Source organism: Rhodoferax sp. GW821-FHT07F03, from assembly GCF_059418745.1.
The window spans coordinates 20,734-40,645 of record NZ_JBWKQM010000011.1 but is presented as its reverse complement, the minus strand read 5'-3'; the positions used below and the strand labels follow the sequence as shown (position 1 = coordinate 40,645).

General features: G+C 57.9%; 23 protein-coding genes and 1 tRNA gene. 7 read left to right on the top strand and 17 right to left on the bottom strand.

Going from position 1 to position 19,912, the window contains the following annotated elements; translation table 11 throughout:
• Window position 1: 1 nt before the first annotated feature.
• Window positions 2–1,381 (bottom strand): AAA family ATPase, encoded by a 1,380-nt coding sequence (locus AC07R0_RS17675; protein ID WP_495105802.1) that lies wholly within the window; start codon window positions 1,379–1,381, stop codon window positions 2–4.
• A gap of 302 nt (window positions 1,382–1,683) precedes the next feature.
• On the opposite strand from AC07R0_RS17675, the gene AC07R0_RS17670 reads away from it, so the two are divergent.
• Window positions 1,684–1,938: a thermonuclease family protein gene (locus tag AC07R0_RS17670; RefSeq protein ID WP_495105952.1), complete on the top strand. Its 255-nt coding sequence runs from the start codon at window positions 1,684–1,686 to the stop codon at window positions 1,936–1,938.
• Window positions 1,939–1,970: 32 nt separating this feature from the next.
• Here the strand turns inward: AC07R0_RS17670 and AC07R0_RS17665 are convergent, their stop codons facing one another.
• The 4 genes from AC07R0_RS17665 to AC07R0_RS17650 all read right to left on the bottom strand — a co-directional run bounded on the left by AC07R0_RS17665 (window position 1,971) and on the right by AC07R0_RS17650 (window position 5,727).
• On the bottom strand, window positions 1,971–2,738 hold the full coding sequence (locus AC07R0_RS17665; RefSeq protein WP_495105801.1) for an FRG domain-containing protein: 768 nt from the start codon (window positions 2,736–2,738) through the stop codon (window positions 1,971–1,973).
• Window positions 2,739–2,805: 67 nt separating this feature from the next.
• Window positions 2,806–4,557 carry a DUF6538 domain-containing protein gene (locus tag AC07R0_RS17660; RefSeq protein ID WP_495105800.1) on the bottom strand — a complete coding sequence of 584 codons (1,752 nt, stop codon included), beginning with the start codon at window positions 4,555–4,557 and terminating at the stop codon, window positions 2,806–2,808.
• Between the two features lie 125 nt (window positions 4,558–4,682).
• A tRNA-Pro gene (locus AC07R0_RS17655) sits at window positions 4,683–4,759 on the bottom strand.
• Between the two features lie 38 nt (window positions 4,760–4,797).
• The gene (locus AC07R0_RS17650) at window positions 4,798–5,727 is read right to left on the bottom strand and encodes a polyprenyl synthetase family protein (protein WP_495105951.1); all 930 of its coding nucleotides are present in this window, start codon (window positions 5,725–5,727) and stop codon (window positions 4,798–4,800) included.
• A gap of 201 nt (window positions 5,728–5,928) precedes the next feature.
• Between AC07R0_RS17650 and rplU the strand changes: the two genes are divergently transcribed.
• The 4 genes from rplU (at window position 5,929) to proB (ending at window position 8,929) form a co-directional block, all read left to right on the top strand.
• Complete coding sequence (gene rplU / locus AC07R0_RS17645; RefSeq protein WP_092756606.1) at window positions 5,929–6,240, top strand: 50S ribosomal protein L21; 312 nt, start codon at window positions 5,929–5,931, stop codon at window positions 6,238–6,240.
• Between the two features lie 12 nt (window positions 6,241–6,252).
• Window positions 6,253–6,513, top strand: coding sequence for a 50S ribosomal protein L27 (rpmA, locus tag AC07R0_RS17640; protein ID WP_490592743.1), 261 nt, complete (start codon window positions 6,253–6,255; stop codon window positions 6,511–6,513).
• Between the two features lie 95 nt (window positions 6,514–6,608).
• The gene (gene cgtA / locus AC07R0_RS17635) at window positions 6,609–7,691 is read left to right on the top strand and encodes an Obg family GTPase CgtA (protein WP_495075019.1); all 1,083 of its coding nucleotides are present in this window, start codon (window positions 6,609–6,611) and stop codon (window positions 7,689–7,691) included.
• Between the two features lie 65 nt (window positions 7,692–7,756).
• Window positions 7,757–8,929: a glutamate 5-kinase gene (gene proB / locus AC07R0_RS17630; RefSeq protein ID WP_495105799.1), complete on the top strand. Its 1,173-nt coding sequence runs from the start codon at window positions 7,757–7,759 to the stop codon at window positions 8,927–8,929.
• A gap of 23 nt (window positions 8,930–8,952) precedes the next feature.
• On the opposite strand, the gene AC07R0_RS17625 is transcribed toward proB, so the two are convergent.
• On the bottom strand, window positions 8,953–9,597 hold the full coding sequence (locus AC07R0_RS17625) for an RNA pyrophosphohydrolase (protein WP_495075017.1): 645 nt from the start codon (window positions 9,595–9,597) through the stop codon (window positions 8,953–8,955).
• A 100-nt stretch (window positions 9,598–9,697) separates the two neighbouring features.
• On the opposite strand from AC07R0_RS17625, the gene AC07R0_RS17620 reads away from it, so the two are divergent.
• Together AC07R0_RS17620 and AC07R0_RS17615 are read left to right on the top strand one after the other, a co-directional pair.
• Window positions 9,698–11,455: a proline--tRNA ligase gene (locus AC07R0_RS17620; RefSeq protein ID WP_495105798.1), complete on the top strand. Its 1,758-nt coding sequence runs from the start codon at window positions 9,698–9,700 to the stop codon at window positions 11,453–11,455.
• Between the two features lie 55 nt (window positions 11,456–11,510).
• Window positions 11,511–12,089 carry a lytic transglycosylase domain-containing protein gene (locus AC07R0_RS17615; protein ID WP_495075093.1) on the top strand — a complete coding sequence of 193 codons (579 nt, stop codon included), beginning with the start codon at window positions 11,511–11,513 and terminating at the stop codon, window positions 12,087–12,089.
• On the opposite strand, the gene AC07R0_RS17610 is transcribed toward AC07R0_RS17615, so the two are convergent.
• From AC07R0_RS17610 to AC07R0_RS17560, 11 genes are read right to left on the bottom strand one after another with little or no spacing between them, the layout of a single operon-like run.
• The gene (locus AC07R0_RS17610; RefSeq protein WP_495095827.1) at window positions 12,086–12,634 is read right to left on the bottom strand and encodes an NUDIX hydrolase; all 549 of its coding nucleotides are present in this window, start codon (window positions 12,632–12,634) and stop codon (window positions 12,086–12,088) included. The genes AC07R0_RS17615 and AC07R0_RS17610 overlap by 4 nt on opposite strands.
• Window positions 12,635–12,657: 23 nt before the next feature.
• The gene (locus AC07R0_RS17605) at window positions 12,658–13,353 is read right to left on the bottom strand and encodes a fumarylacetoacetate hydrolase family protein (RefSeq protein ID WP_495105797.1); all 696 of its coding nucleotides are present in this window, start codon (window positions 13,351–13,353) and stop codon (window positions 12,658–12,660) included.
• A 15-nt stretch (window positions 13,354–13,368) separates the two neighbouring features.
• Window positions 13,369–14,352: a cell envelope integrity protein TolA gene (tolA, locus tag AC07R0_RS17600; protein WP_495105796.1), complete on the bottom strand. Its 984-nt coding sequence runs from the start codon at window positions 14,350–14,352 to the stop codon at window positions 13,369–13,371.
• Between the two features lie 5 nt (window positions 14,353–14,357).
• Window positions 14,358–14,780: a protein TolR gene (tolR, locus tag AC07R0_RS17595; RefSeq protein ID WP_495075012.1), complete on the bottom strand. Its 423-nt coding sequence runs from the start codon at window positions 14,778–14,780 to the stop codon at window positions 14,358–14,360.
• Window positions 14,781–14,793: 13 nt separating this feature from the next.
• On the bottom strand, window positions 14,794–15,486 hold the full coding sequence (gene tolQ / locus AC07R0_RS17590; protein WP_495075011.1) for a protein TolQ: 693 nt from the start codon (window positions 15,484–15,486) through the stop codon (window positions 14,794–14,796).
• The gene (ybgC, locus tag AC07R0_RS17585) at window positions 15,483–15,884 is read right to left on the bottom strand and encodes a tol-pal system-associated acyl-CoA thioesterase (RefSeq protein WP_495075010.1); all 402 of its coding nucleotides are present in this window, start codon (window positions 15,882–15,884) and stop codon (window positions 15,483–15,485) included. The genes tolQ and ybgC overlap by 4 nt, the downstream gene beginning before the upstream one ends.
• 2 nt (window positions 15,885–15,886) lie before the next feature.
• Window positions 15,887–17,071 carry a pyridoxal phosphate-dependent aminotransferase gene (locus AC07R0_RS17580; protein ID WP_495105795.1) on the bottom strand — a complete coding sequence of 395 codons (1,185 nt, stop codon included), beginning with the start codon at window positions 17,069–17,071 and terminating at the stop codon, window positions 15,887–15,889.
• 10 nt (window positions 17,072–17,081) lie between these two features.
• A complete protein-coding gene (gene nusB / locus AC07R0_RS17575; RefSeq protein WP_495105794.1) occupies window positions 17,082–17,627 on the bottom strand; it encodes a transcription antitermination factor NusB in 546 nt (181 codons plus the stop codon).
• Entirely contained in the window at window positions 17,624–18,100 is a 477-nt protein-coding gene (gene ribH, locus AC07R0_RS17570; protein ID WP_495075007.1) for a 6,7-dimethyl-8-ribityllumazine synthase, read from the bottom strand. The genes nusB and ribH overlap by 4 nt, the downstream gene beginning before the upstream one ends.
• Window positions 18,094–19,236: a bifunctional 3,4-dihydroxy-2-butanone-4-phosphate synthase/GTP cyclohydrolase II gene (gene ribBA, locus AC07R0_RS17565; protein ID WP_495105793.1), complete on the bottom strand. Its 1,143-nt coding sequence runs from the start codon at window positions 19,234–19,236 to the stop codon at window positions 18,094–18,096. Before ribBA ends, ribH begins: the two co-directional genes overlap by 7 nt.
• Window positions 19,233–19,877, bottom strand: a complete 645-nt coding sequence (locus AC07R0_RS17560; protein ID WP_495105792.1) for a riboflavin synthase — start codon at window positions 19,875–19,877, stop codon at window positions 19,233–19,235. The genes ribBA and AC07R0_RS17560 overlap by 4 nt, the downstream gene beginning before the upstream one ends.
• Window positions 19,878–19,912 lie beyond the last annotated feature (35 nt).

Sequence of the window (19,912 nt, the reverse complement as noted above, 5' to 3'; positions counted from 1 at the left end):
TCTACAGTTGCATGAGCAACTTCCCTATATCAGTTGCATCCAACTCTTCTTTGCTCATCCGTGCTGCGGCCTTCCAGCTTTCTCCTTTACCCCAAAACGAACCATCTTTTGCCGGCTCGTCATACGGCGCAAGGGCTGCGAATTTTCCCTCCCCCCAAATAGCATTTATCGCACCTTGGCTGATATAGTTTTCAATAGCTCTTCGTGCAGTGACGCAGCACTCAATTTCGAGACTATTACAAATTGACAAAAAATCTTGACGGGCTTTAATTGGCTGACTCTCCGCTGATTTTCGCTCGCTGTCGACTAGGGCATAAACCTTATCGCAAAGTCTTTTTACTTCCGCCAACTCCACCGCGATTTTTCCATTAACCATTGAGTCGCCACCTAATGGTAGAACTATTGTTTTTCTGTCTTTTTCATATATGCGCAGAAATTGCTGCATTGTGCGCACATCCTTAACCCCTTCCACTAACAAAATGCAATCCCACCCAATATCCTGCAAACCAGCAATACCCAAGGAGCCCAGAAACTCTGCATAGTGAGGTGTTCGATCAAAAGGACGTACAACTGATCGATCACCTTTGCGCTGAACGGAATAGGAAAAGTCAGCTAGACGAGCCAAACCCATTGAGTGGGTCGTGTAGATAACTCCTCGGCTTGCATAAGTCGCAAGGGTAGTTAAAAAGTCACTTTGCAATGCTGGATGCAAATGCAATTCAGGCTCATCAATCAATATATAGGTCGGCTTTCTAATTAGGGCGTTACCAAGCACCAGCACCAACTGAGAAAATCCGGCTCCCAGCTCCTGCAATTTGTGCGGACGCTTATCTACAACTACTTGCAAAGTTTTAAGCTCGATGGATGCATTAATTTCCAAAGTCTTTGCGCCAATTAATCGGCGAATGTCCTCGGTTATTCGTTCAATCGCGCGATTCTGAGCCTTGGTGGGTCCGGTTTTCCAGTTGTGCCATTGATTAATAAATCCCGTTCCAATCTGAGTGTCAAAATGTCCACCGCCACCTTCATTAATGGCATTGCGATATGGGCCAAAATATAAAGCCCGGACAAGCTCATCGACAAAGGAGAATGCCGGTATCGCATCGAATACCTCGCCATTAGAAATTTTTATGCGACCTTCGGTGAATTCACTAATTGCATTAATTGAGTTTGGAATATTTAGCTCTCGATTATTTTGGCAAAATACCCTGCATTTAAAAATGGGGGAGGTATTGCTAAATTCCAATATAATTTTTGTTATCGAGTTTGCCTTTTGATCATCCATTAATTCTGGTTCAATTTCAACCACGCAGCCCGGATTTTCTCGTTCCGTAATTATTTCCGAGTGTTCATGTAGCGGAGAAGGAATATCCCATGTCATTGGGTTTAGTATGTTCATTGGATTTGATCGAAAACCATTTATATTTCGCAGTGCAGCCCGAATCTCATATATGGATTTAATTAGCGTGGATTTTCCGGAGTTGTTTGGGCCAATCAATGAGGTGAATCCATCTTTGAATGCTAATATTCCAGGCTCTTCTCGGGCAAAACATCGATAATCGTAAAGTCGTATTTGACCGGGCATTTTTCGTACTCCGCAATAATGGCAATTTGCTTGGCAATCAATATGAATATATTGTTATTCACTCTTGGATTGTTTGAACACATTCATCCACAGCATAACTGCTAGGGCTCCATGCAGAGCGGTTACGCTATGGGCGGGAACTGGGTAAGGTCCTGGTGGACGGTGTGGACGCCAACCTAGAGCAGATCAGGCGGGGCCTTGCGTGGCATTACAAGGCCTACCAGCGCGACCAATCACTAGCCGATAGGGCTGCCTATGCGGAGGCCGAGGAGCAGGCCAGGGAGGCCAAGAGAGGGCTCTGGGCGGATAGCCTGCCTGTGCCCCCTTGGGAGTTCCGGCATGGGGTTAAGTGAACCTTTGGGGTGTAGCTGTGCATACACGCGTGTTAAAGGCCCCCGATTGCGTCGTATTCATCTTCGTCGGACAGCTTTTCGTACTTCCATGTCAAGTGCTCGCAGAGACCAGCTAGACCGGGAAATAGCGCTGCGCGTGTGATGCCGCATCGGGCCAGGTCCTCCCGAATTGCAGGGAAGCAGATTGGAGCAATGATCAACTTGCGCAGCCTCTGCTTTTGCGCTTTGAGGTTTTCGAAGTTGCTGAATTTTTTTGTTGAGGGGGCGGGCTTGTGTACCGAGAACCAGCCAGCTTGGGCCACGATACGCGTATCGTGATGGCGGGGCCGAAAAAGCAAGGTTCTCGGAACATCTAGCGGGTTTGTCTGTAGGTCTGCAAAGTCTGGCTCAAGGGTCTTTAGCGCCCAAACAACGGCATTTCTACCATCCTTAGGGGGGCGCTCTACGGCAAACCAGAGGGCAACAAGAGGATTTGAAGACCAATCCAGTAGCCTTGTGGGGAGTCCGTGGTGCTGCCCAAGTGCGAGCAAATCCCAGGTGCTGTGCATCGTTCTGTTGCCCAAGTGCGGGACGGCGAAGCGCGCAAAGTCGTCAAGCAATCGTTTCTCAACTTCTAGCAATGAGCCCTTGAACTTACCTCGAAGGTTCAGCCTCCCGAGGCGTGGAGTTAATGTCCAGGATTCGTCGCTTTGCCCCCGAAAGAGTACATCATCGTTGCCTGTGTACTGTGCCGCAACCTCCTCGATTAGGTCTGATACGGAGCCAATCGATGTCTCAGTGATGTTGCTAGTTGCTGCCATGCGGTCTCTATCGGGTGTCGTTCGTGGAGTCTATCCTGGGTCTCTGATAAGCGACACCAGGGACAACTCAAGGCCCGGTTGCTGCGCTCTTGATGCGCTGGGTGGTTCGCAGTAGCCCGTTTATCAGCGGCGGCGGTGCCCAGCCTTCAGGCGGAAACACCTTCGGCAGCGTCAGTCCCTCGTACTGGATTGCCTCGGTGACTTCCACCAGGGTGTGGGGCTCGGGGTGCGCATACACCTTTGCGCCCGTGCTGCCCTTGGGACGGTGCCCCATGTAAGCATCAATGTCCCGCTGGTACTTCTTCTTGTCGCCTAGTACCGTTTCCACGTTGTGTCGGAACGAGTGGAACGTGTTTTCCCGGCCCCAGCCAATGCTAATTTTGAGCTTCGAGAACCAAGTTCCAAACGGTCCTCCGGCATTGTTTAGCTCCGATACCGTGGTCAAAGGGAACAAGCGCTTGTGGCCCGCCTCGCGCATCATCTTTGCGTACTCATGAAGCCCCAGCCGTACCAGCTCGGGGTGCAAGGGAATGCTGCGCTTGCTGGACTTGTTCTTGACGGACTGCCATTCCTCGTCCGCCATGATGCTTATGCACCATAGGACCCCGTCTTCGCTGGTGTGTATGTCCTCCACCAGTAGCTGCGCCAGCTCCGTGATGCGGGCGCCCGTGTATAGCCCGAGAATTGGTATCCAGTAGGATGCGTCCCGGCCAGCTGCCTTGTAGTGGTGCAGCTTGTACTGCTGAAACAAGGGCAGGGTGAATAGGTCTTGCAGGGGCTTTGGTTTGACGGGCTTGCGCTCGATAACGGCATCCTCAGACCCCTCGACCTTTATCCGTGCCAGTGGGTTGGTGCTGATGCGCCTGCGTTCGTCCATCTCATACTGCAGCAGGCGTGCCACATAGCCCAGCCTGTCAGCTGCTGTTTTCGGGGATAGCTTCTCCTGCGACAGTAGCCAGTCCCTGAAGTTGATGCCATCGTTACGGGTGATTTTCGGCAGCGGCGGGTTCCCGCAAACCTTCTCGAACTGGCTCACCACGCGCTCGGCGGTCTGTATCGTTTTCAGGCTCGGGGGCTTTGACTTTGTAGACCATATCTCCAGTACATCCCGCAGGTAGAGCGCATCCGCAGGCTTGTCCCTGGGGGCCAGCTTTGCCGCCTCAGCACCATCTGTGGGCACCTGCAGAGCTCTCAGGGCGGGTGCTGTGGGCTCTGGCGGGGTGTCTATCAAGTCACCTGCTTGGCGGCCTAGGCGGGCCTGTATGGTCCTCAGGCGGGTCTTGACCATCTCGCGGGCCAGCAAGGGCAGCAGTGGGTCATCTTCGGCGGCCTTGAACCCCATTGCGGCCAGCCACTGCGGAAGCATGTTGTCCACTGGGGTGCTATCTCCCCGGGCATACGCCTGCTTTAACCGTGCGGCCTCAATTTCCAGTTCGAGGGACTGGATGTCGAAACCAGTTTCCCCGAGTCCAGCCATGCGGGCGGCCTCGTCACCCTCCAGGGCTCTCGATTGGTGGAATGCGGCGACCTCTGCAATCAGCTCCGGGGTAAGGGCAACCGTGGGTAGTGTCGCCACGTATGCGGCAGTCCCGCCGTGCTGGCTCGGGTTGTCGGAGCGGCGCAATTGCTCAAACTTCAGTGCCCATTCTGCTGTTAGCAGGACGGCTTTTTTATTGGCGTCCCGAAGCTCCGAAGTTCCCAACGATTTGCGGATGGCCCACTGGTTCGAGAAGTGGTGCGCAAGGTCTGGAGGGGCGGGAAGGGCGAACTGGTAGTTACCTGTTCCAGGGCGGCGATGGACGTACGGGGCGCGGTGCATAGAGTCTTCGTCTACACAGTCCGTATCCACAGCATGGGTCTTTGTATGGGTCTTCACAGAGGCATTTTCCCTGGGAAACCTATGAGAAACAAAGGGTTGCGACCTTTTGGTGCATCCCGTTTTGATGGTCGGGGTGAGAGGATTCGAACCTCCGGTCTCTACGTCCCGAACGTAGCGCTTTACCTGACTAAGCTACACCCCGCAGAAGCGATGCCAGAACTACATATCCCACTGCGTGGGTTAAGAGCGGCGCTCCAATAATTGAGCCGCTAATTGTAGCAAACCATCGGTGTAGGCATTGGGCTGGAAGTGCTTTGTTGCCTCTATTGCGCGCTGTGCCTCGGCTGCCGCAGCCTGGCGGGTGACGTCCAGTGCGCCCGTACTTTTGACGATGGCGATGATCTCTTCCAGGCGCTCAGTTTCGCCGGTCTCAATGGCTTGGCGTATCAGTGCACACTGGGCAGGAGTTCCGCGTTGCATGGCGGCAATCAGCGGCAGTGTGGCCTTGCCTTCGCGGAGGTCGTCGCCCAGGTTCTTTCCCATTTCGGTGGCATCGCCGTCGTAGTCGAGTACGTCGTCGATGACCTGGAATGCAGTGCCTAGCGCTTGGCCGTAATCTGCGCAAGCTTGCTCCACTTCGGGGCTGCTGTTGGACAGCAAGGCTGCCAGGCGCGCGCTGGCCTCAAACAGCTTGGCGGTCTTGGAACGGATCACCTTTAAGTACGCCGTCACATCGAGTGAGGCGTCGTGCATGTTCACCAGCTGCATGACTTCGCCTTCGGCGATCACGTTGGTGGCATCTGCCAGGGTTTGCATGATGCGCATGTCCTTCGCATCCACCATCATCTGGAATGCGCGGGAGTACAGGAAGTCACCTACCAGCACACTGGCCGGGTTGCCAAAGGCTTCGTTGGCGGTGGGGCGCCCGCGGCGCAGCGTGGATTCGTCGACTACGTCGTCGTGCAGCAGGGTGGCGGTGTGGATGAACTCGACCACGGCCGCCATATTGAAGCGCTGTGCATCACGGTAACCCAGTGCGCCGCAGACCAGTAGCAGTATGGCCGGTCGCAATCGCTTGCCGCCAGCCGAGATGATGTACTGCGACACCGTGCCTACTAATGGCACGCCGGAGGCAAGTCGTTGCGCTATGACGAGATCTACCTCACGCATGTCATCGGCAATGAGTGCGAGGGTGTCGGCTGTGCGGGATGAGTTGACGGACAAAATATGAAACCGGGAGTTGGTCAATTATATGAAGGTCGCAAACCCGTTATGAGATAGATAGCAGGGCCTGCGCAGCTTATCGGCAAAGAATGCTAGAATCTAGGGCTCTGTGGAAATTGGTCTGCAGATTAAGTGAAGAGGTCAAGCATGTACGCGGTCATAAAAACCGGCGGCAAACAATATCGTGTTGCTTCCGGCGAAAAAATTAAAGTAGAACAGATTGCTGCGGACGTAGGCCAAGAGATCGTGTTCGACCAGGTTCTGGCAGTCGGTAACGGCAGCGAGATCAAGGTTGGCACGCCCTTGGTGTCCGGTGCAACGGTCACAGTCACGGTTGTGGCGCATGGTAAGCACGACAAGGTCGGCATTTTCAAAATGCGCCGTCGTAAACACTACATGAAACGTCAAGGGCACCGTCAGCAGTTCACCGAACTGCAAATCGGCGCTATTGCGGCATAAGGGGCATAGGTCATGGCACAGAAAAAAGGCGGCGGCTCTACGCGAAATGGGCGCGATTCCAAGCCAAAAATGCTTGGTGTCAAGGCGTTCGGTGGTGAACTGGTGAGCGCAGGCTCCATCATTGTTCGCCAACGTGGTACCAAATTCCACCCCGGCACCAATGTCGGCGTGGGCAAGGACCACACCTTGTTTGCCCTGGTGGACGGCCACGTGTCTTTCGCTGTCAAGGGTTCGATGAACAAGCACCAAGTGGTCATTACGCCAGCGGCCTAAAGCCCTGGTTGCATAGATCGCTTTGATCCCTCCGAAGCCCCGCCTGGTCGGGGCTTCGGTGTTTTGGGGATTCTATTTTGTGAACTGGAGTCGGTATGAAGTTCGTTGACGAAGCATTTATTGACATTTCCGCAGGCGATGGTGGGGCGGGTTGCGTGTCGTTTCGTCACGAGAAGTACAAGGAATTCGGCGGCCCCAATGGCGGCGATGGCGGCCGTGGTGGCCATGTGTTTGCAGTGGCAGACGTTAATTTGAATACCTTGGTCGACTTCCGTTTTTCCCGGCGCTACGACGCCAAGCGGGGCGAGCACGGCATGGGCTCCGACATGTTCGGGGCCGCCGGTGATGACATCACGCTCAAGATGCCGGTCGGAACCATCATTTCCGATGCCGAAACGGGTGAAAAGCTGTTTGAGTTGCTGGTGCCCGGTGAGGTCATCACCATCGCCAAGGGCGGCGATGGTGGTTTTGGCAATATGCGCTTCAAAAGTGCTGTCAACCGTGCACCACGCCAAAAAACACCTGGCTGGCCAGGCGAAAAGCGCAGCCTGAAGCTGGAGTTGCGGGTGCTGGCCGACGTCGGCCTGTTGGGTATGCCTAACGCAGGCAAGTCCACCTTTATTACGGCGATCTCCAATGCCCGTCCGCGTATTGCGGACTATCCCTTTACGACCTTGCACCCCAATCTGGGTGTGGTGCGTGTGGGGCCGGAGCAAAGTTTTGTGGTGGCAGATTTGCCTGGCCTGATCGAAGGCGCTTCCGACGGTGCGGGTCTGGGGCATCTGTTCTTGCGCCATTTGCAGCGCACCCGCTTGTTGCTGCATGTTGTGGATATGGCGCCATTTGATGATTCCGTTGATCCCGTGGCGCAGGCCAAGGCTATCGTGGGCGAGTTGAAGAAATACGACGAAGATTTGTATAAAAAGCCGCGCTGGTTAGTTCTCAACAAGCTGGACATGGTGGACAACGACAAGCGTGCAGCCTTGGTCAAGGATTTCGTTAAACGCTTTAAATTCAAAGGTCCGGTGTTTGAAATTTCCGGTTTGACGCGCGAGGGTTGCGAGCCCTTGGTCAAGGCGATTTACCAGCATGTGAAAGCCCAGCAATTGGCTGAGCAGGTGCATGTAGAGGTGGATCCTCGATTTACCGTCAATCCCGCGGATGCTGCTGGCGAATAGCTACCAGATGGTTGCTATATAAATAATAGCTATTGCCGCAGAGAATATCTGCGCTACAGGCATAAATGACATCAAACTTTGCTTCAACGGTATTGCGGGATGCGCGGCGCATCGTCGTCAAAGTGGGTTCCAGTCTGGTCACCAACGAGGGCCGGGGACTGGATGAACAGGCCATAGGCGAATGGTGCCGGCAGCTGGCGGCCTTGGTGAAGGGTTTGGACCCGCAATCAGATGGCCAAGCGCAGCTGCGTCCGCGTGAAGTCATCATGGTGTCCAGTGGCGCCATTGCCGAGGGTATGAAGCGTCTGGGTTGGACTACCCGGCCCCGCGAGGTGCATGCTTTGCAGGCTGCGGCGGCTGTGGGTCAGATGGGCTTGGCCCAGATGTATGAAACCAAGCTGCGTGAAAACGGCTTGGGTAGTGCCCAGGTGCTGTTGACCCACGCCGATCTAGCTGACCGTGAGCGCTACTTGAACGCCCGATCCACGCTGCTTACCCTGCTACAGCATGGGGTGGTGCCGGTGATCAATGAAAACGACACGGTGGTCAACGACGAGATCAAGTTCGGTGACAACGATACCTTGGGCGCCTTGGTGGCGAACCTGGTGGAAGCGGATGCCCTGGTCATACTGACGGACCAAAAGGGTCTGTATACCGCCGATCCACGCAAAGATCCTGCGGCGCGCTTTGTCCACGAAGCCCAGGCGGGCGATCCTGTTTTGGAAGCGATGGCGGGTGGCGCGGGCTCCAGCATTGGCCGTGGCGGCATGATCACCAAGATACTGGCAGCCAAGCGCGCCGCTGGCTCTGGTGCTTCCACGGTGATTGCCTGGGGGCGAGAGCCTGATGCCCTGGTGCGCTTGTCGCGCGGCGAAGCGATTGGCACTTTGCTGGTGGCGCAAACCCAAAAAACCCAGGCGCGCAAGCAGTGGATGGCCGACCATCTGCAGCTGCGCGGTGCGGTGACGGTAGATCTGGGCGCGGCAGCGAAGGTCCGGGATGAAGGCAAGAGCCTGCTGCCTATCGGCATGACCCAGGTGGATGGTGATTTCTCTCGTGGCGACGTGATTGCCATCCGCGGCCCGGACGGCACCGCCATCGCTCGCGGTTTAGCCAACTATGCCAGCACCGAAGCCAGGCTGATTTGCCGCAAACCATCCAGCGAATTCGAGAGCTTGCTGGGCTATGTGGCTGAACCTGAAATGGTGCACCGTGACAACCTGGTGCTGGCCCGCTAGGGCAGCCCAGATTCGTCTATTGCTTAGATGAGGTGGTTACCCGCAGGGTAACTGTGGTGCGGATCAGGCTCGAAGGTGGCGCCCGGCGGCAGTTCAAAGTGCAGCGGCCTGGAGGGCATCTCACAAGGCGCTTCGACCTGTTCACCTTCGCGGCCACGCATGCTGCTGCGCAGGTAGCGGTTGCGATGGTCTTGCTGCCGGGGTAGAAAACGCGCCAGTTCGGTCAGCGCCATTTCGTAAACGCCACGTTTGAACTCGACCACTACGTCCAGGGGCACCCAATAGTCGTTCCAACGCCAGGCATCGAACTCGGGATGGGTGGTAGCGCGCAGGTTCAAATCCCAGTCGTGACCAACCAACTGCAGCAGATACCAGATTTGTTTCTGGCCTTTGTAATGACCGCGTGCATCCCTGCGGATGAAGCGGTCTGGCACCTCGTAGCGCAACCAGTCACGGGTGCGGGCCACAACGCGTACATGCTCAGGATGTAAGCCTACTTCCTCGTGCAGCTCCCGGAACATGGCTTGCTCGGGCGTTTCACCACGGTCAATGCCACCTTGCGGAAACTGCCAGGAATGGGTACGAATGCGTTTGCCCCAAAATACCTGATTTCTCTGGTTGAGCAAGATGATGCCGACGTTAGGCCTAAAGCCTTCGCGGTCAAGCATAATCAAACCCCAATTTTTAAACTGAGTCCATTATGCACAGCGTGGCCTGTGTATCAAGCGAGTCAGCCCGTTTCCCGAACCTCAGAACCGAATTCACCCCATGAAAGCCTCCCAGTTCCTGATTTCCACGCTCAAAGAAGCGCCATCCGATGCCGAGGTGGTCAGCCACCAGCTCATGACGCGGGCGGGCATGATCAAAAAGTTGGGCGCTGGCATCTACAGCTATATGCCCATGGGTCTGCGCGTCATCCGCAAGGTAGAGGCCATCGTACGTGAGGAAATGAACCGTGCCGGCGCCATCGAAGTCGCGATGCCGGTAGTGCAGCCTGCTGAACTTTGGCAGGAGACCGGTCGCTTCGACAAGATGGGCCCCGAATTGCTCCGCATCAAGGACCGCCATGATCGCGACTACGTGGTGCAGCCTACCAGCGAGGAAGTGGTTACTGACATCGCTCGCCAGGAGTTCCGCAGCTACAAGCAGTTGCCGAAGAACCTGTACCAGATCCAGACCAAGTTCCGTGATGAGCGTCGTCCACGCTTCGGCCTCATGCGTGGTCGTGAATTCACCATGAAGGACGCGTACAGCTTTGACCGCGACCAGGCGGGCGCTAAGGCCAGCTACCAGGTCATGGCCCAGGCCTACCGCAAGATTTTCGACCGCTTTGGCCTGACCTACCGTGCGGTGGCGGCAGACAGCGGCGCCATCGGCGGCGACCTGAGCGAAGAGTTCCAGGTGATTGCTGCAACCGGCGAAGACGCCATCGTGTACTGTCCGAGCAGTGATTACGCGGCCAATATGGAAAAGGCCGAGGCCTTGCCACCCCAGGTCGAGCGTAAGGTTGCGAGCCAAGCCATGGTCAAGACGGCCACGCCCGGCAAGAGCACCTGCGCGGATGTGGCTGAGTATTTGAACCTGCCTTTGCAAAACTCGGTCAAGTCCCTGGTGTTGGCTACCGAAGTAACCAACGAAAAAGGGGACATCGTAAAGACCCAGGTCTGGCTGCTGTTATTGCGTGGCGACCACTCCATGAATGAAATCAAGGTCGGCAAGGTGCCTGGCCTGGACGCAGGTTTCCGCTTTGCGACCATCGAGGAAATCGACGCGCATTTCGCCAGCCTGCCGGGTTATCTGGGGCCTGTGGGTGTGAAGCTGCCCGTCAAGCTGGTGGTGGATCGCGAGGTGGCGGTCATGTCGGACTGGGTGTGCGGCGCCAACGAGGCCGACTTTCACTACACCGGTGTGAACTGGGGCCGTGACTTGCCGGAGCCGGACGTGATCGCCGATCTGCGCAACATCGTCGAAGGCGATCTGTCGCCCGACGGTAAGGGTGTGCTGGCCATTGAGCGTGGTATTGAGATCGGGCACGTGTTCTACCTGGGTACCAAGTACAGCCAGGCCATGAATGCGACCTTTCTGGACGTGAACGGCAAGCCGCAATTCATGGAAATGGGCTGCTACGGCATCGGTATTACGCGTTTGCCGGCCGCGGCGATTGAGCAAAATCACGATACACGCGGCATCATCTGGCCGGATGCTTTGGCACCTTTCACCGTGGTGGTGTGCCCGATCAGCCCTGACCGCAGCCCCGACGTCAAGGCGGCTGCAGACAAGCTGTATGGCGAGCTGCTGGCAGCGGGTGTGGACGTGATCCTGGACGACCGGGGTGAACGCCCTGGCGCCATGTTTGCCGATTGGGAGTTGATTGGTGTGCCGCACCGCGTTACCGTGGGTGACAAGGCGCTGAAAGACGGACAGGTGGAATACCAGCACCGCCGTGATGCCGCTGCGACCAAGGTGGCTGCTGCGGACATATTCACTTTCATGCAAACAAAGCTGGGACTTGCAACAGGAGCTTGATACTGTGGAGATACCAGGTTTCACTAGAAGAAATGCGGTCTTGCGTACAGCTGCTATGCTGGGGCTGCTATCAAAAGTGGAGCTTTCGCATGCAGGGGGGCAGGTCGAGGAGCCTCTGGCTGACTCCGTGCGCACGGCCTTGAGCTCGGCGGTCCACAACGCGGCACCGCCGGTACCCGAGTTTTCCAACACCGAATCGCGCCTGGCCTACTTGCGCTGGCTTGCCGCGATGAGCGACAAGTTGCGGGCTAAAAAGCCCGAGTGGCAGGTGCGCAAGGAGTTCCTGGAAACCGTCTGGTACGAGAGCAAGCGTGCCGGGCTGGACACAGCCCTGGTCCTGGGCCTGATCCAGGTGGAAAGCAACTTCCGTAAATTTGCCATCAGCAGCGTGGGCGCCCGTGGCTATACCCAGGTGATGCCGTTCTGGACCCGCGTACTGGGCGACGGTGATGCCGACAAGCTATTCCACATGCAGACCAATTTGCGCTTTGGCTGCGTGATCCTGCGCCACTACCTGGACCGTGAAGGCGGCGACCTGTTCATGGGTCTGGGCCGCTACAACGGCTCGCGTGGCCGGGCGCCTTACCCAGACGCGGTGTTGGGTGCCAAGCGCAACTGGGAATTCAAAGCTTAGTCCAGGCTGGCGTGGTGCAGGCCAAACTGTCCCGTGCGTCGGTCCGCGAAATAGTGCTTCAACGTGTGGGCTACGGTGCGAAAGGCGATTTCGTCCCAGGGAATCTCAGACTCGGTAAATAACCGGGCCTCCTGGGTTTCGAAGCCCGGGTTGAATACCTCGCTCAACAGGCGTGCCCGGTAGTACATATGTACTTGCCCCACGTGGATGACGCTCATCACGGTGAACAGCTCTTCCATCTCGAATTGGGCGCCAGCTTCTTCCTGGGTTTCGCGGGCGGCTCCGTCTGATGTGCTTTCACCGAGCTCCATAAAGCCTGCGGGCAGCGTCCATTTGCCAAAACGCGGTTCTATGTTGCGTTTGCACAGCAGCACCTTGTCACCCCAGTGGGGAACGGTGCCGACTACGTTCAGCGGGTTTTCATAGTGGATGGTCTGGCAGGCGGGGCAGACCGCGCGTTCTTTGGTGTCGCCGTCGTCAGGGATGCGGTAGACCACCGCAGTGCCGCAGTTTTTGCAGTGTTTGATGGGGCTGCGGTAAATCATGTCGCCAGTGTAGTGGCTAGCTTTTACACAATGCGCAACGACAAAGGTGTGAGGCCGCCTACGCCGCCTACCAAGGTGTCGCCGGCCACGACGGCCGCCACACCTTCGGGCGTGCCGGAGTAGATCAGGTCACCGGGCCGCAGCTCCCACGCGGTAGAAAGGGATTCGATGGTTTCCGCCAGGTTCCAGATGAGTTGGGTCAAGTTGCTGCGTTGGCGGTCCTGCCCGTTCACCTGCAGATAGATCTCAGCATGCTCTATGTCACCCGCCTGGGCCAAGGGGGTGATGGGGCCAATAGGTGCCGATTGTTCAAAGGCCTTGCCTATGCACCAGGGGCGGCCCTGCTTCTTCATTTCGTTCTGCAGGTCACGGCGGGTCATATCCAGACCGACCGCGTAGCCGTAGATATGCTGGTGCGCATCGGCTGCGGCAATGTTCTTGCCACCCTTGCCGATCGCTACCACCAGCTCGATTTCATGGTGCAGGTTGCTGGTGAGGCTGGGATAGTGCATGGTGCCGGTGTGACCGGCTTCGACTGCCAGTACGGCGCTGGCGGGTTTGATGAAAAAGAATGGGGGCTCGCGGCCTGTGAAGCCCATTTCCTTGGCGTGCTCTGCATAGTTGCGGCCCACGCAGTAAACGCGGTGTACAGGGAAGCGGGCGGTTTGGCCGACAACCGGCACAGACACAATGGCAGGGGGCGTGAAAACGTAGTCCATCTAGGTCCTTGCAGATCAGTCTTTGGGGCGTAAGGTGAGGATCATGGTTGACGGAACGGTTCCGTCGGTGTCGCGGGGCATGGTTTCTGTCTTGTCGATGGCCTTGAGCACGGCGTCGTCCCAGTTCTTGTTGCCACTGGACTTGGTCAGACGGCGGCTGAGGATGCTGCCGTCGGACGAGGAGCGCACTTCTACTTCCGCTACAGGGTTGTTGTCCACTCCGTCGGGAAAGACGATATTTGCTTTAACCTTGGCCGCCACCTTGCCACCATAGCCGGCGGATGGTGCGGTGGACCGCAGTGCCGAGCCGGTGGCATTGGCCGCGCCGGTGGCCCCTGCCATACCAGCGATGCGCTTCAGGTTTTCTGCGCGTTGTGCTGCAGCAGCTTTGGCATCCGCCTGCGCCTTGGCCTTTTGGGCCTCTTCCTTCTGTGCTTCCTGGGCTTCCTTGGCTTGTTTTTCCTGGGCGGCTTTTTTATCTTTGATGCGCTTGTCTTCGGCCTGCTTTTCTTCGGCGCGTTTCTTGTCCGCAGCCTCTTGGGCCTTTTGCTCTTTCTGGGCCTTCAGTGCATCTTGCTTTTCTTTTTCGAGCTTGGCTTTTTCGCGCAAGGCTTTTTCCTGCCGGTCTTGCTCTGCCTGGGCTTGTTTTTCAGCTTCGCGCTTTTTCTTGGCGCGTTCCAGCGCAATCTCGGCTTCGTGCAGATCCGGCGCGGGTGGCGGCACTACCTTGGCCACAGGAGGAGGGGGCGTAGGTTCTGGTGCGGGCGTCGGCGGCGGTGGGGGGGCGGGGGCTTCCTCGACCGCTTTGGGCGCGGCCTGCTGCACGCTGCTGGACCAGAGCTCGGCTTCCACCGAGGCCACTTCGGTCTGCTTCCAGTGCACATTCCAAACCAGTGCCAGCAGCAGCAGGGCATGTGCCAGCAGTGCCAGGCCAACCGCCCGCAGCATGCCCGGCGGTTCGGGCGGCGCGAAGCTGATGCTGTCCTGTGCTGCGTGCATGGGGCTTATTTGCCCAATTGGACGGACAGGCCGACGCGCTGGATGCCAGCCTTCTGCAGGGTGTCCATGATTTTCACGACCGACTCGTACTTGACGTTGCGGTCGGCACTGATGACCACGGGCGTGTTCGCCTCGCCATCCTGTGCAGTTTTGACGGCGCTGGCCACATCGCGACTGGTAAGGTGGCTGCTGTTGCCGCTGGCCTGCTTCAGCTCCAGAGATTCGTCCTTGTTGATGACGATCTGGATCACCCGGTCAGGTTGCTTATTGGCTTTGCCAATGCTTGGCAGGTTGATCAAGCTGGGCGTCACCATGGGGGCAGTGACCATGAAAATTATCAGCAGCACCAGCATCACGTCAATGAAGGGCACCATATTGATCTCATTGATGGTGCGCCGTCCGCGGCCGCGGGAAACCATGGAAGGCATGTGCGCGGCTCCTTTAGCGGGGTGCGGGCGTTTGCGCCGCTACATTGCGCTGCAAGATGTTGGAGAACTCTTCAATAAAGGTCTCCAGGCTGTTGGCGGTGCGATCGATGTCGCGTGCAAAGCGGTTGTAGGCCACCACTGCCGGTATGGCCGAGAACAGGCCAATGGCGGTGGCCACCAGGGCTTCGGCGATGCCGGGCGCCACCGTGGCCAAGGTGACCTGCTGCATGCTGGCCAAGCCGGTGAAGGCATGCATGATGCCCCATACTGTGCCGAACAGGCCTACATAGGGCGACACCGAACCGACGGATGCCAGAAACGACAGGCTGGACTCGATCACGTCCATCTCACGTTGGAAGCTGGCGCGCATGGCGCGGCGTGCGCCGTCCATCAGGGTCCCTGCATCGGCAATGCGGCGCTCGCGCAGCTTGTGGTACTCGCGCATGCCGCTGGCGAATATGCGCTCCATGGGGCCTCCATCCTGTGCCTTCTTGGCCGCGCCGGTGTACAGATCATTCAGGCTGGTGCCAGACCAGAAATCGCGTTCGAAGGACTCGTTCAGTGCCTTGACCTTGCCCAGGGCAAACAGCTTGCGGAAGATGGCTGCCCAGCTGGCGATCGATATGCTGACCAGCAGCAGCATGACCAGCTGCACCACGATGCTGGCGTTGAGAACCATGGTCCAGATGGACAAGTCTTGTGTCATTGCAGAACTTCTAAAAGATGGGCCGGGATGCGGCCGGATTTAAGCGTGTCAGCCTCCACCCAGCAGATGCGGATGCTGCCCTCACACAGCACCACGCCGTCACAAATGGCTTCTTGCTGCAATGTGATAGTGGATCGGCCAATTTGTTCCACACGGGCTGTTACCAAAAGTTGGTCGTCCAGCCGGGCCGAGCGCAGGTATTTGACGGTGGTTTCGGCCACCACAAACATGCCACCGTGGGTCTCCCTCAGGTTGCGCTGCTCCAGGCCCAGAGCGCGCAACCACTCGGTGCGTGCGCGTTCAAAGAACTTCAGGTAGTTGGCAAAGAAGACTATGCCACCTGCGTCTGTGTCTTCCCAATAGACACGTATAGGAAAGGTAAAGATGTTCTTCTCCATCGTTAATTCAACATTTCGCGCAGCCGCGCAATGGCAGTGTGCAGCTTGTCCATGGAGCTGGCGGTGGAGAAGCGCAGAAAGCGGTGCGTGTCGGCACTGCCGAAATCACGCCCGGGTGTCACTGCCACATGGGCGCGGTGCATGATTTCAAATGCCAGGTCCCAGCTGTTCTTGATGCCTAGCATGCTACAAATTTGAGAGCAGTCTGCCCAGGCATAAAAAGCACCATCGGGCATTTCGGGTACTAAGAATCCGAGCTCGTTGAGTGCTGGAATAAAGTAGTCGCGCCGTGCCTTGAATTCAGCACGGCGGCGTTCAAACTCGGCAATGCTGGCTTCTTCAAAGCAGGCCAGTGCTGCATGCTGGGCCACGGTGCTGGGGCAGATGAACAGGTTTTGTGCAATGCGCTCCACCACCGGCACCAGCGCTTCAGGTATCACCAGCCAGCCCAGACGCCAGCCGGTCATGTTGAAGTATTTGCTGAAGCTGTTGATGCTGATGACCTGGTCGTCCAGCGCCAGCGCAGTCTGGCCAAAACGTGCGTCATGGCTGAGACCCAGATAGATTTCATCCACCAGGGTGATACCCCCGCGTTCTTGGACCACGTTGTGGATGCGGCGCAATTCCTCAGGGTCTATAGACGTACCCGTGGGGTTGGAGGGCGAGGCCAGCAGCACGCCGCGGGTCTTGTCGGTCCAGACGGCGGCCACCTGGTCGGCGCTCAATTGGTAGCGGTCGACAGCGGTAGTGGGCAGCAGCACGGCCTTGCCGTCTGCCGCAGACACGAAATGCCGGTTGCAGGGGTAGCTGGGGTCCGGCATCAGGATTTCGTCGCCTGCGTCTATCAGCGCCAGGCAGGCCAATTGCAAGGCGGCCGAGGCACCCGCCGTGACCACGATGCGGCTGGCCGGTATCTGTACACCAAAGCGGCTGGCGTACCAGACACTGATGCGTTCGCGCAGGGCTTGCAGGCCGGTGGCCTGGGTGTACTGGGTTGTGCCGCTGCGCACGGCCTGGGCCGCCGCTTCCTGCACTAGCGGCGGTGCGGTGAAATCGGGCTCGCCGATATTCAGGAACACCATGGGCCGGTCGGTGTGGGCAACTTTTTGGGCCAACTCAGAGGCAGCTTTGGCCACCTCCATGACATAAAACGGCTCTATGGCCTGCGCCCGCCGGGAAATCCGCATGCCGGGCGCCTTAGTCGGTATTGGTTTTGCCAACTTTGCCAGCCTTGTCGGCCTGCACTTCGGTGGCCCGCAGCTGCGGCGCTAGGCTGTTCAAAATGCCATTCACGTACTTGTGTCCGTCGGTGCCGCCAAACTCCTTGGCCAGCTCGATGCACTCGTTTAGCACCACGCGCCACGGCACGTCCAGGCAATTACGCATCTCGTACACGCCAATCCACATCACGGAGCGTTCGACCGGCGAGATTTCTTCCAGCTTGCGGTCCAGCAAGGGCACGATCAGCGCGTCCAGCTCAGCGGATTGCGCTATGCAGCCATGCAGCAGTGCGTCGTAATGCACCGAGTCGGCCTTGTGAAAGCCGGCCAGGTCGCGGGTAAAGCTGTCGATGGCTTCGGGAGCGTTGCCACCAACTAGGTGCTGGTACAGCGCTTGCAAGGCAAACTCGCGGGCCCGGCTGCGGTCAGATTTGGCGGCCGCTTTGCGCACGCCGGTATCGGTCAGGCCGCTACGGGACTGGCGGGGGCGCTTGGGGGTGGACGGGGTTTCAGGGATGTTCATGCCAATTGTTCCAACAGTTTGGCCATTTCCACGGCGACGCGGGCGGCATCGCGGCCTTTGTCGGTCTGGCGGGCCACGGCTTGCGCCAGGTTCTCGGTCGTGATGATTGCGTTGGCAATCGGGATTTGGTAGTCCAGCCCAATGCGGGTGACGGCGCTGCCGGATTCGTTGGCCACCAGTTCGAAGTGGTAGGTTTCACCACGGATGATGCAGCCCAGAGCGACCAGGGCGTCGTATTGCTCGGTTTCTGCCAAGGCCTGCAGTGCCAGTGCAACTTCCAGTGCGCCCGGAACCTGGACGTGGTCGATGTTGTCAGGCTGTACACCCAATGTCTGCAGCTCGCTCTTGCAGGCTTCAGTTAGTGCGTTGGTAATGCTTTCATTGAAGCGTGCCTGCACGATGGCAATACGCAGCTTGCTGCCATCCAAGCGGGTATCGTCGGAGCTCAGTGCTCCTTGGTCGGCGTTCAGCATGTTGATTCCTTGTTGTTATTTTTGGGCGAGAGGTAGCCGGTGGTTTCCAGGCCATAGCCCGCCATGCTGGGCATGCGACGGGGTGCGCCCATCAGTTCCATCTTGTGCACTCCGCAGGCCAGTAGTATTTGTGCGCCCACGCCGTAGGTGCGCAGGTCCATCCGGCCACGCTCGGGTGCCTGGGCCGGGCGGGCCGTGCCTTCAAACTGTGCCAGCAGCTCGGTCGCACTCTCGCCGCAGTTGAGCAAGACGGCTACGCCCTGGCCCTCGGCTTCGATATGGCGCAGGCTGGCGTCCAGGCTCCAGGAGTGCAGGCTGCGGTTGGTTTCCAGCGCATCCAGTACGGACAACGGCTCGTGGACCCGTACCGGGACGGTGGTGTCGGCTGTCCATGTGCCTTTGACCAAAGCCAGGTGCACGCCCTGGCTGGGTTTGTCGCGAAACGCATGGGCGGTAAAGCTGCCAAAAGCCGTCTCGATCGTGCGGCTGCCAATTTTTTCAATCAGCGATTCATTGCGGCTGCGGTATTCGATCAGGTCGGCAATCGTGCCAATCTTCAGACCGTGTACGGCGGCAAAGATTTGCAGATCGGGCAGGCGCGCCATGGTGCCGTCGTCGTTCATCACTTCGCAGATCACCGATGCCGGGCTGCAGCCCGCCATTACGGATAGGTCGCAGCCCGCTTCGGTATGGCCGGCGCGCATCAACACGCCGCCGTCTACCGCTTGCAAGGGGAATATATGGCCGGGCTGTACCAGGTCTTTTGCTGTGGCATTGCGGGCTACGGCAGCTTGAACGGTGCGGGCACGGTCGGCAGCAGAGATGCCGGTACTGACGCCTTCGGCGGCTTCAATCGACACGGTGAACGCTGTGCCTTGCTTGGTACCGTTGTGGGCCACCATGGGGGGCAGTTGCAGGCGTTCGCAGATCTCACGCGACAGGGTCAGGCAGATCAGTCCGCGTGCATGACGGGCCATGAAGTTGATGGCGTCCGCCGTCACGTGGTCGGCTGCAATAATAATGTCGCCTTCGTTTTCGCGGTCTTCTTCGTCGACCAATATCACCATGCGGCCGGCACGGATGTCGGCGACGATGTCTTCCACTGGGGAAATAGCGACCGGCACGGGTGCTGTCATAGCTGGGCTTTCAAAGGTTGCTGTGGGTCAGCCTGGAGCATGCGCTCCACGTAACGCGCGATCAAATCTATTTCCAGATTCACGTGAGAACCTGCTTTCAACTGGCCCAGAGCCGTGTTGTCCACGGTGTGCGGTATCAGGTTTATATCCATCTCGCAGCCGTCGGCCGTGTCATTGATCTGGTTCACCGTCAGACTGACGCCATTGACCGTGATGGAGCCCTTGTAGGCCAAGTATTTGGCCAGGCTGCGCGGCGCCAGTATCTGCAGCAACCAGCTTTCACCCACCTGGGTGAATTGCCTAACGCTGCCAATTCCATCCACGTGGCCGGACACAATATGCCCGCCCAGGCGGTCATGGGCCCGCAGGGCTTTTTCCAGGTTGACGGGGCCTGGCTGGTCCAGCCCGGTGGTTTTGGCCAGTGACTCGGCCGAGATGTCGATGGTGAATTGGTTCTGGCCCGTGTCGAGCGTGGTGGCAGTCATGCATGCGCCATTGAGCGCAATGCTGTCGCCCAAGCCCACGTCGTCCAGATACCCGGCGGGCGTCTGCAGGGTCAGACGCTTGCCGTACGAAGAAGAGCTACCCAGGTCGTGCACGGCGACGATGCGCCCGACGCCGGTGATGATTCCGGTAAACATCCCGCTATTTTCGCAGGGTTTGGTCGCAAGCCCTG

Coding starts and splice junctions, on each gene's coding strand:
- AC07R0_RS17675 (WP_495105802.1), bottom strand. CDS start 1,381: ATGACATGGGATATTCCTTCTCCGCTACATGAACACTCGGAAATAATT.
- AC07R0_RS17665 (WP_495105801.1), bottom strand. CDS start 2,738: ATGGCAGCAACTAGCAACATCACTGAGACATCGATTGGCTCCGTATCA.
- AC07R0_RS17660 (WP_495105800.1), bottom strand. CDS start 4,557: ATGCACCGCGCCCCGTACGTCCATCGCCGCCCTGGAACAGGTAACTAC.
- AC07R0_RS17650 (WP_495105951.1), bottom strand. CDS start 5,727: ATGCGTGAGGTAGATCTCGTCATAGCGCAACGACTTGCCTCCGGCGTG.
- rplU (WP_092756606.1), top strand. CDS start 5,929: ATGTACGCGGTCATAAAAACCGGCGGCAAACAATATCGTGTTGCTTCC.
- rpmA (WP_490592743.1), top strand. CDS start 6,253: ATGGCACAGAAAAAAGGCGGCGGCTCTACGCGAAATGGGCGCGATTCC.
- cgtA (WP_495075019.1), top strand. CDS start 6,609: ATGAAGTTCGTTGACGAAGCATTTATTGACATTTCCGCAGGCGATGGT.
- proB (WP_495105799.1), top strand. CDS start 7,757: ATGACATCAAACTTTGCTTCAACGGTATTGCGGGATGCGCGGCGCATC.
- AC07R0_RS17625 (WP_495075017.1), bottom strand. CDS start 9,597: ATGCTTGACCGCGAAGGCTTTAGGCCTAACGTCGGCATCATCTTGCTC.
- AC07R0_RS17620 (WP_495105798.1), top strand. CDS start 9,698: ATGAAAGCCTCCCAGTTCCTGATTTCCACGCTCAAAGAAGCGCCATCC.
- AC07R0_RS17615 (WP_495075093.1), top strand. CDS start 11,511: ATGCTGGGGCTGCTATCAAAAGTGGAGCTTTCGCATGCAGGGGGGCAG.
- AC07R0_RS17610 (WP_495095827.1), bottom strand. CDS start 12,634: ATGATTTACCGCAGCCCCATCAAACACTGCAAAAACTGCGGCACTGCG.
- AC07R0_RS17605 (WP_495105797.1), bottom strand. CDS start 13,353: ATGGACTACGTTTTCACGCCCCCTGCCATTGTGTCTGTGCCGGTTGTC.
- tolA (WP_495105796.1), bottom strand. CDS start 14,352: ATGCACGCAGCACAGGACAGCATCAGCTTCGCGCCGCCCGAACCGCCG.
- tolR (WP_495075012.1), bottom strand. CDS start 14,780: ATGCCTTCCATGGTTTCCCGCGGCCGCGGACGGCGCACCATCAATGAG.
- tolQ (WP_495075011.1), bottom strand. CDS start 15,486: ATGACACAAGACTTGTCCATCTGGACCATGGTTCTCAACGCCAGCATC.
- ybgC (WP_495075010.1), bottom strand. CDS start 15,884: ATGGAGAAGAACATCTTTACCTTTCCTATACGTGTCTATTGGGAAGAC.
- AC07R0_RS17580 (WP_495105795.1), bottom strand. CDS start 17,071: ATGCGGATTTCCCGGCGGGCGCAGGCCATAGAGCCGTTTTATGTCATG.
- nusB (WP_495105794.1), bottom strand. CDS start 17,627: ATGAACATCCCTGAAACCCCGTCCACCCCCAAGCGCCCCCGCCAGTCC.
- ribH (WP_495075007.1), bottom strand. CDS start 18,100: ATGCTGAACGCCGACCAAGGAGCACTGAGCTCCGACGATACCCGCTTG.
- ribBA (WP_495105793.1), bottom strand. CDS start 19,236: ATGACAGCACCCGTGCCGGTCGCTATTTCCCCAGTGGAAGACATCGTC.
- AC07R0_RS17560 (WP_495105792.1), bottom strand. CDS start 19,877: ATGTTTACCGGAATCATCACCGGCGTCGGGCGCATCGTCGCCGTGCAC.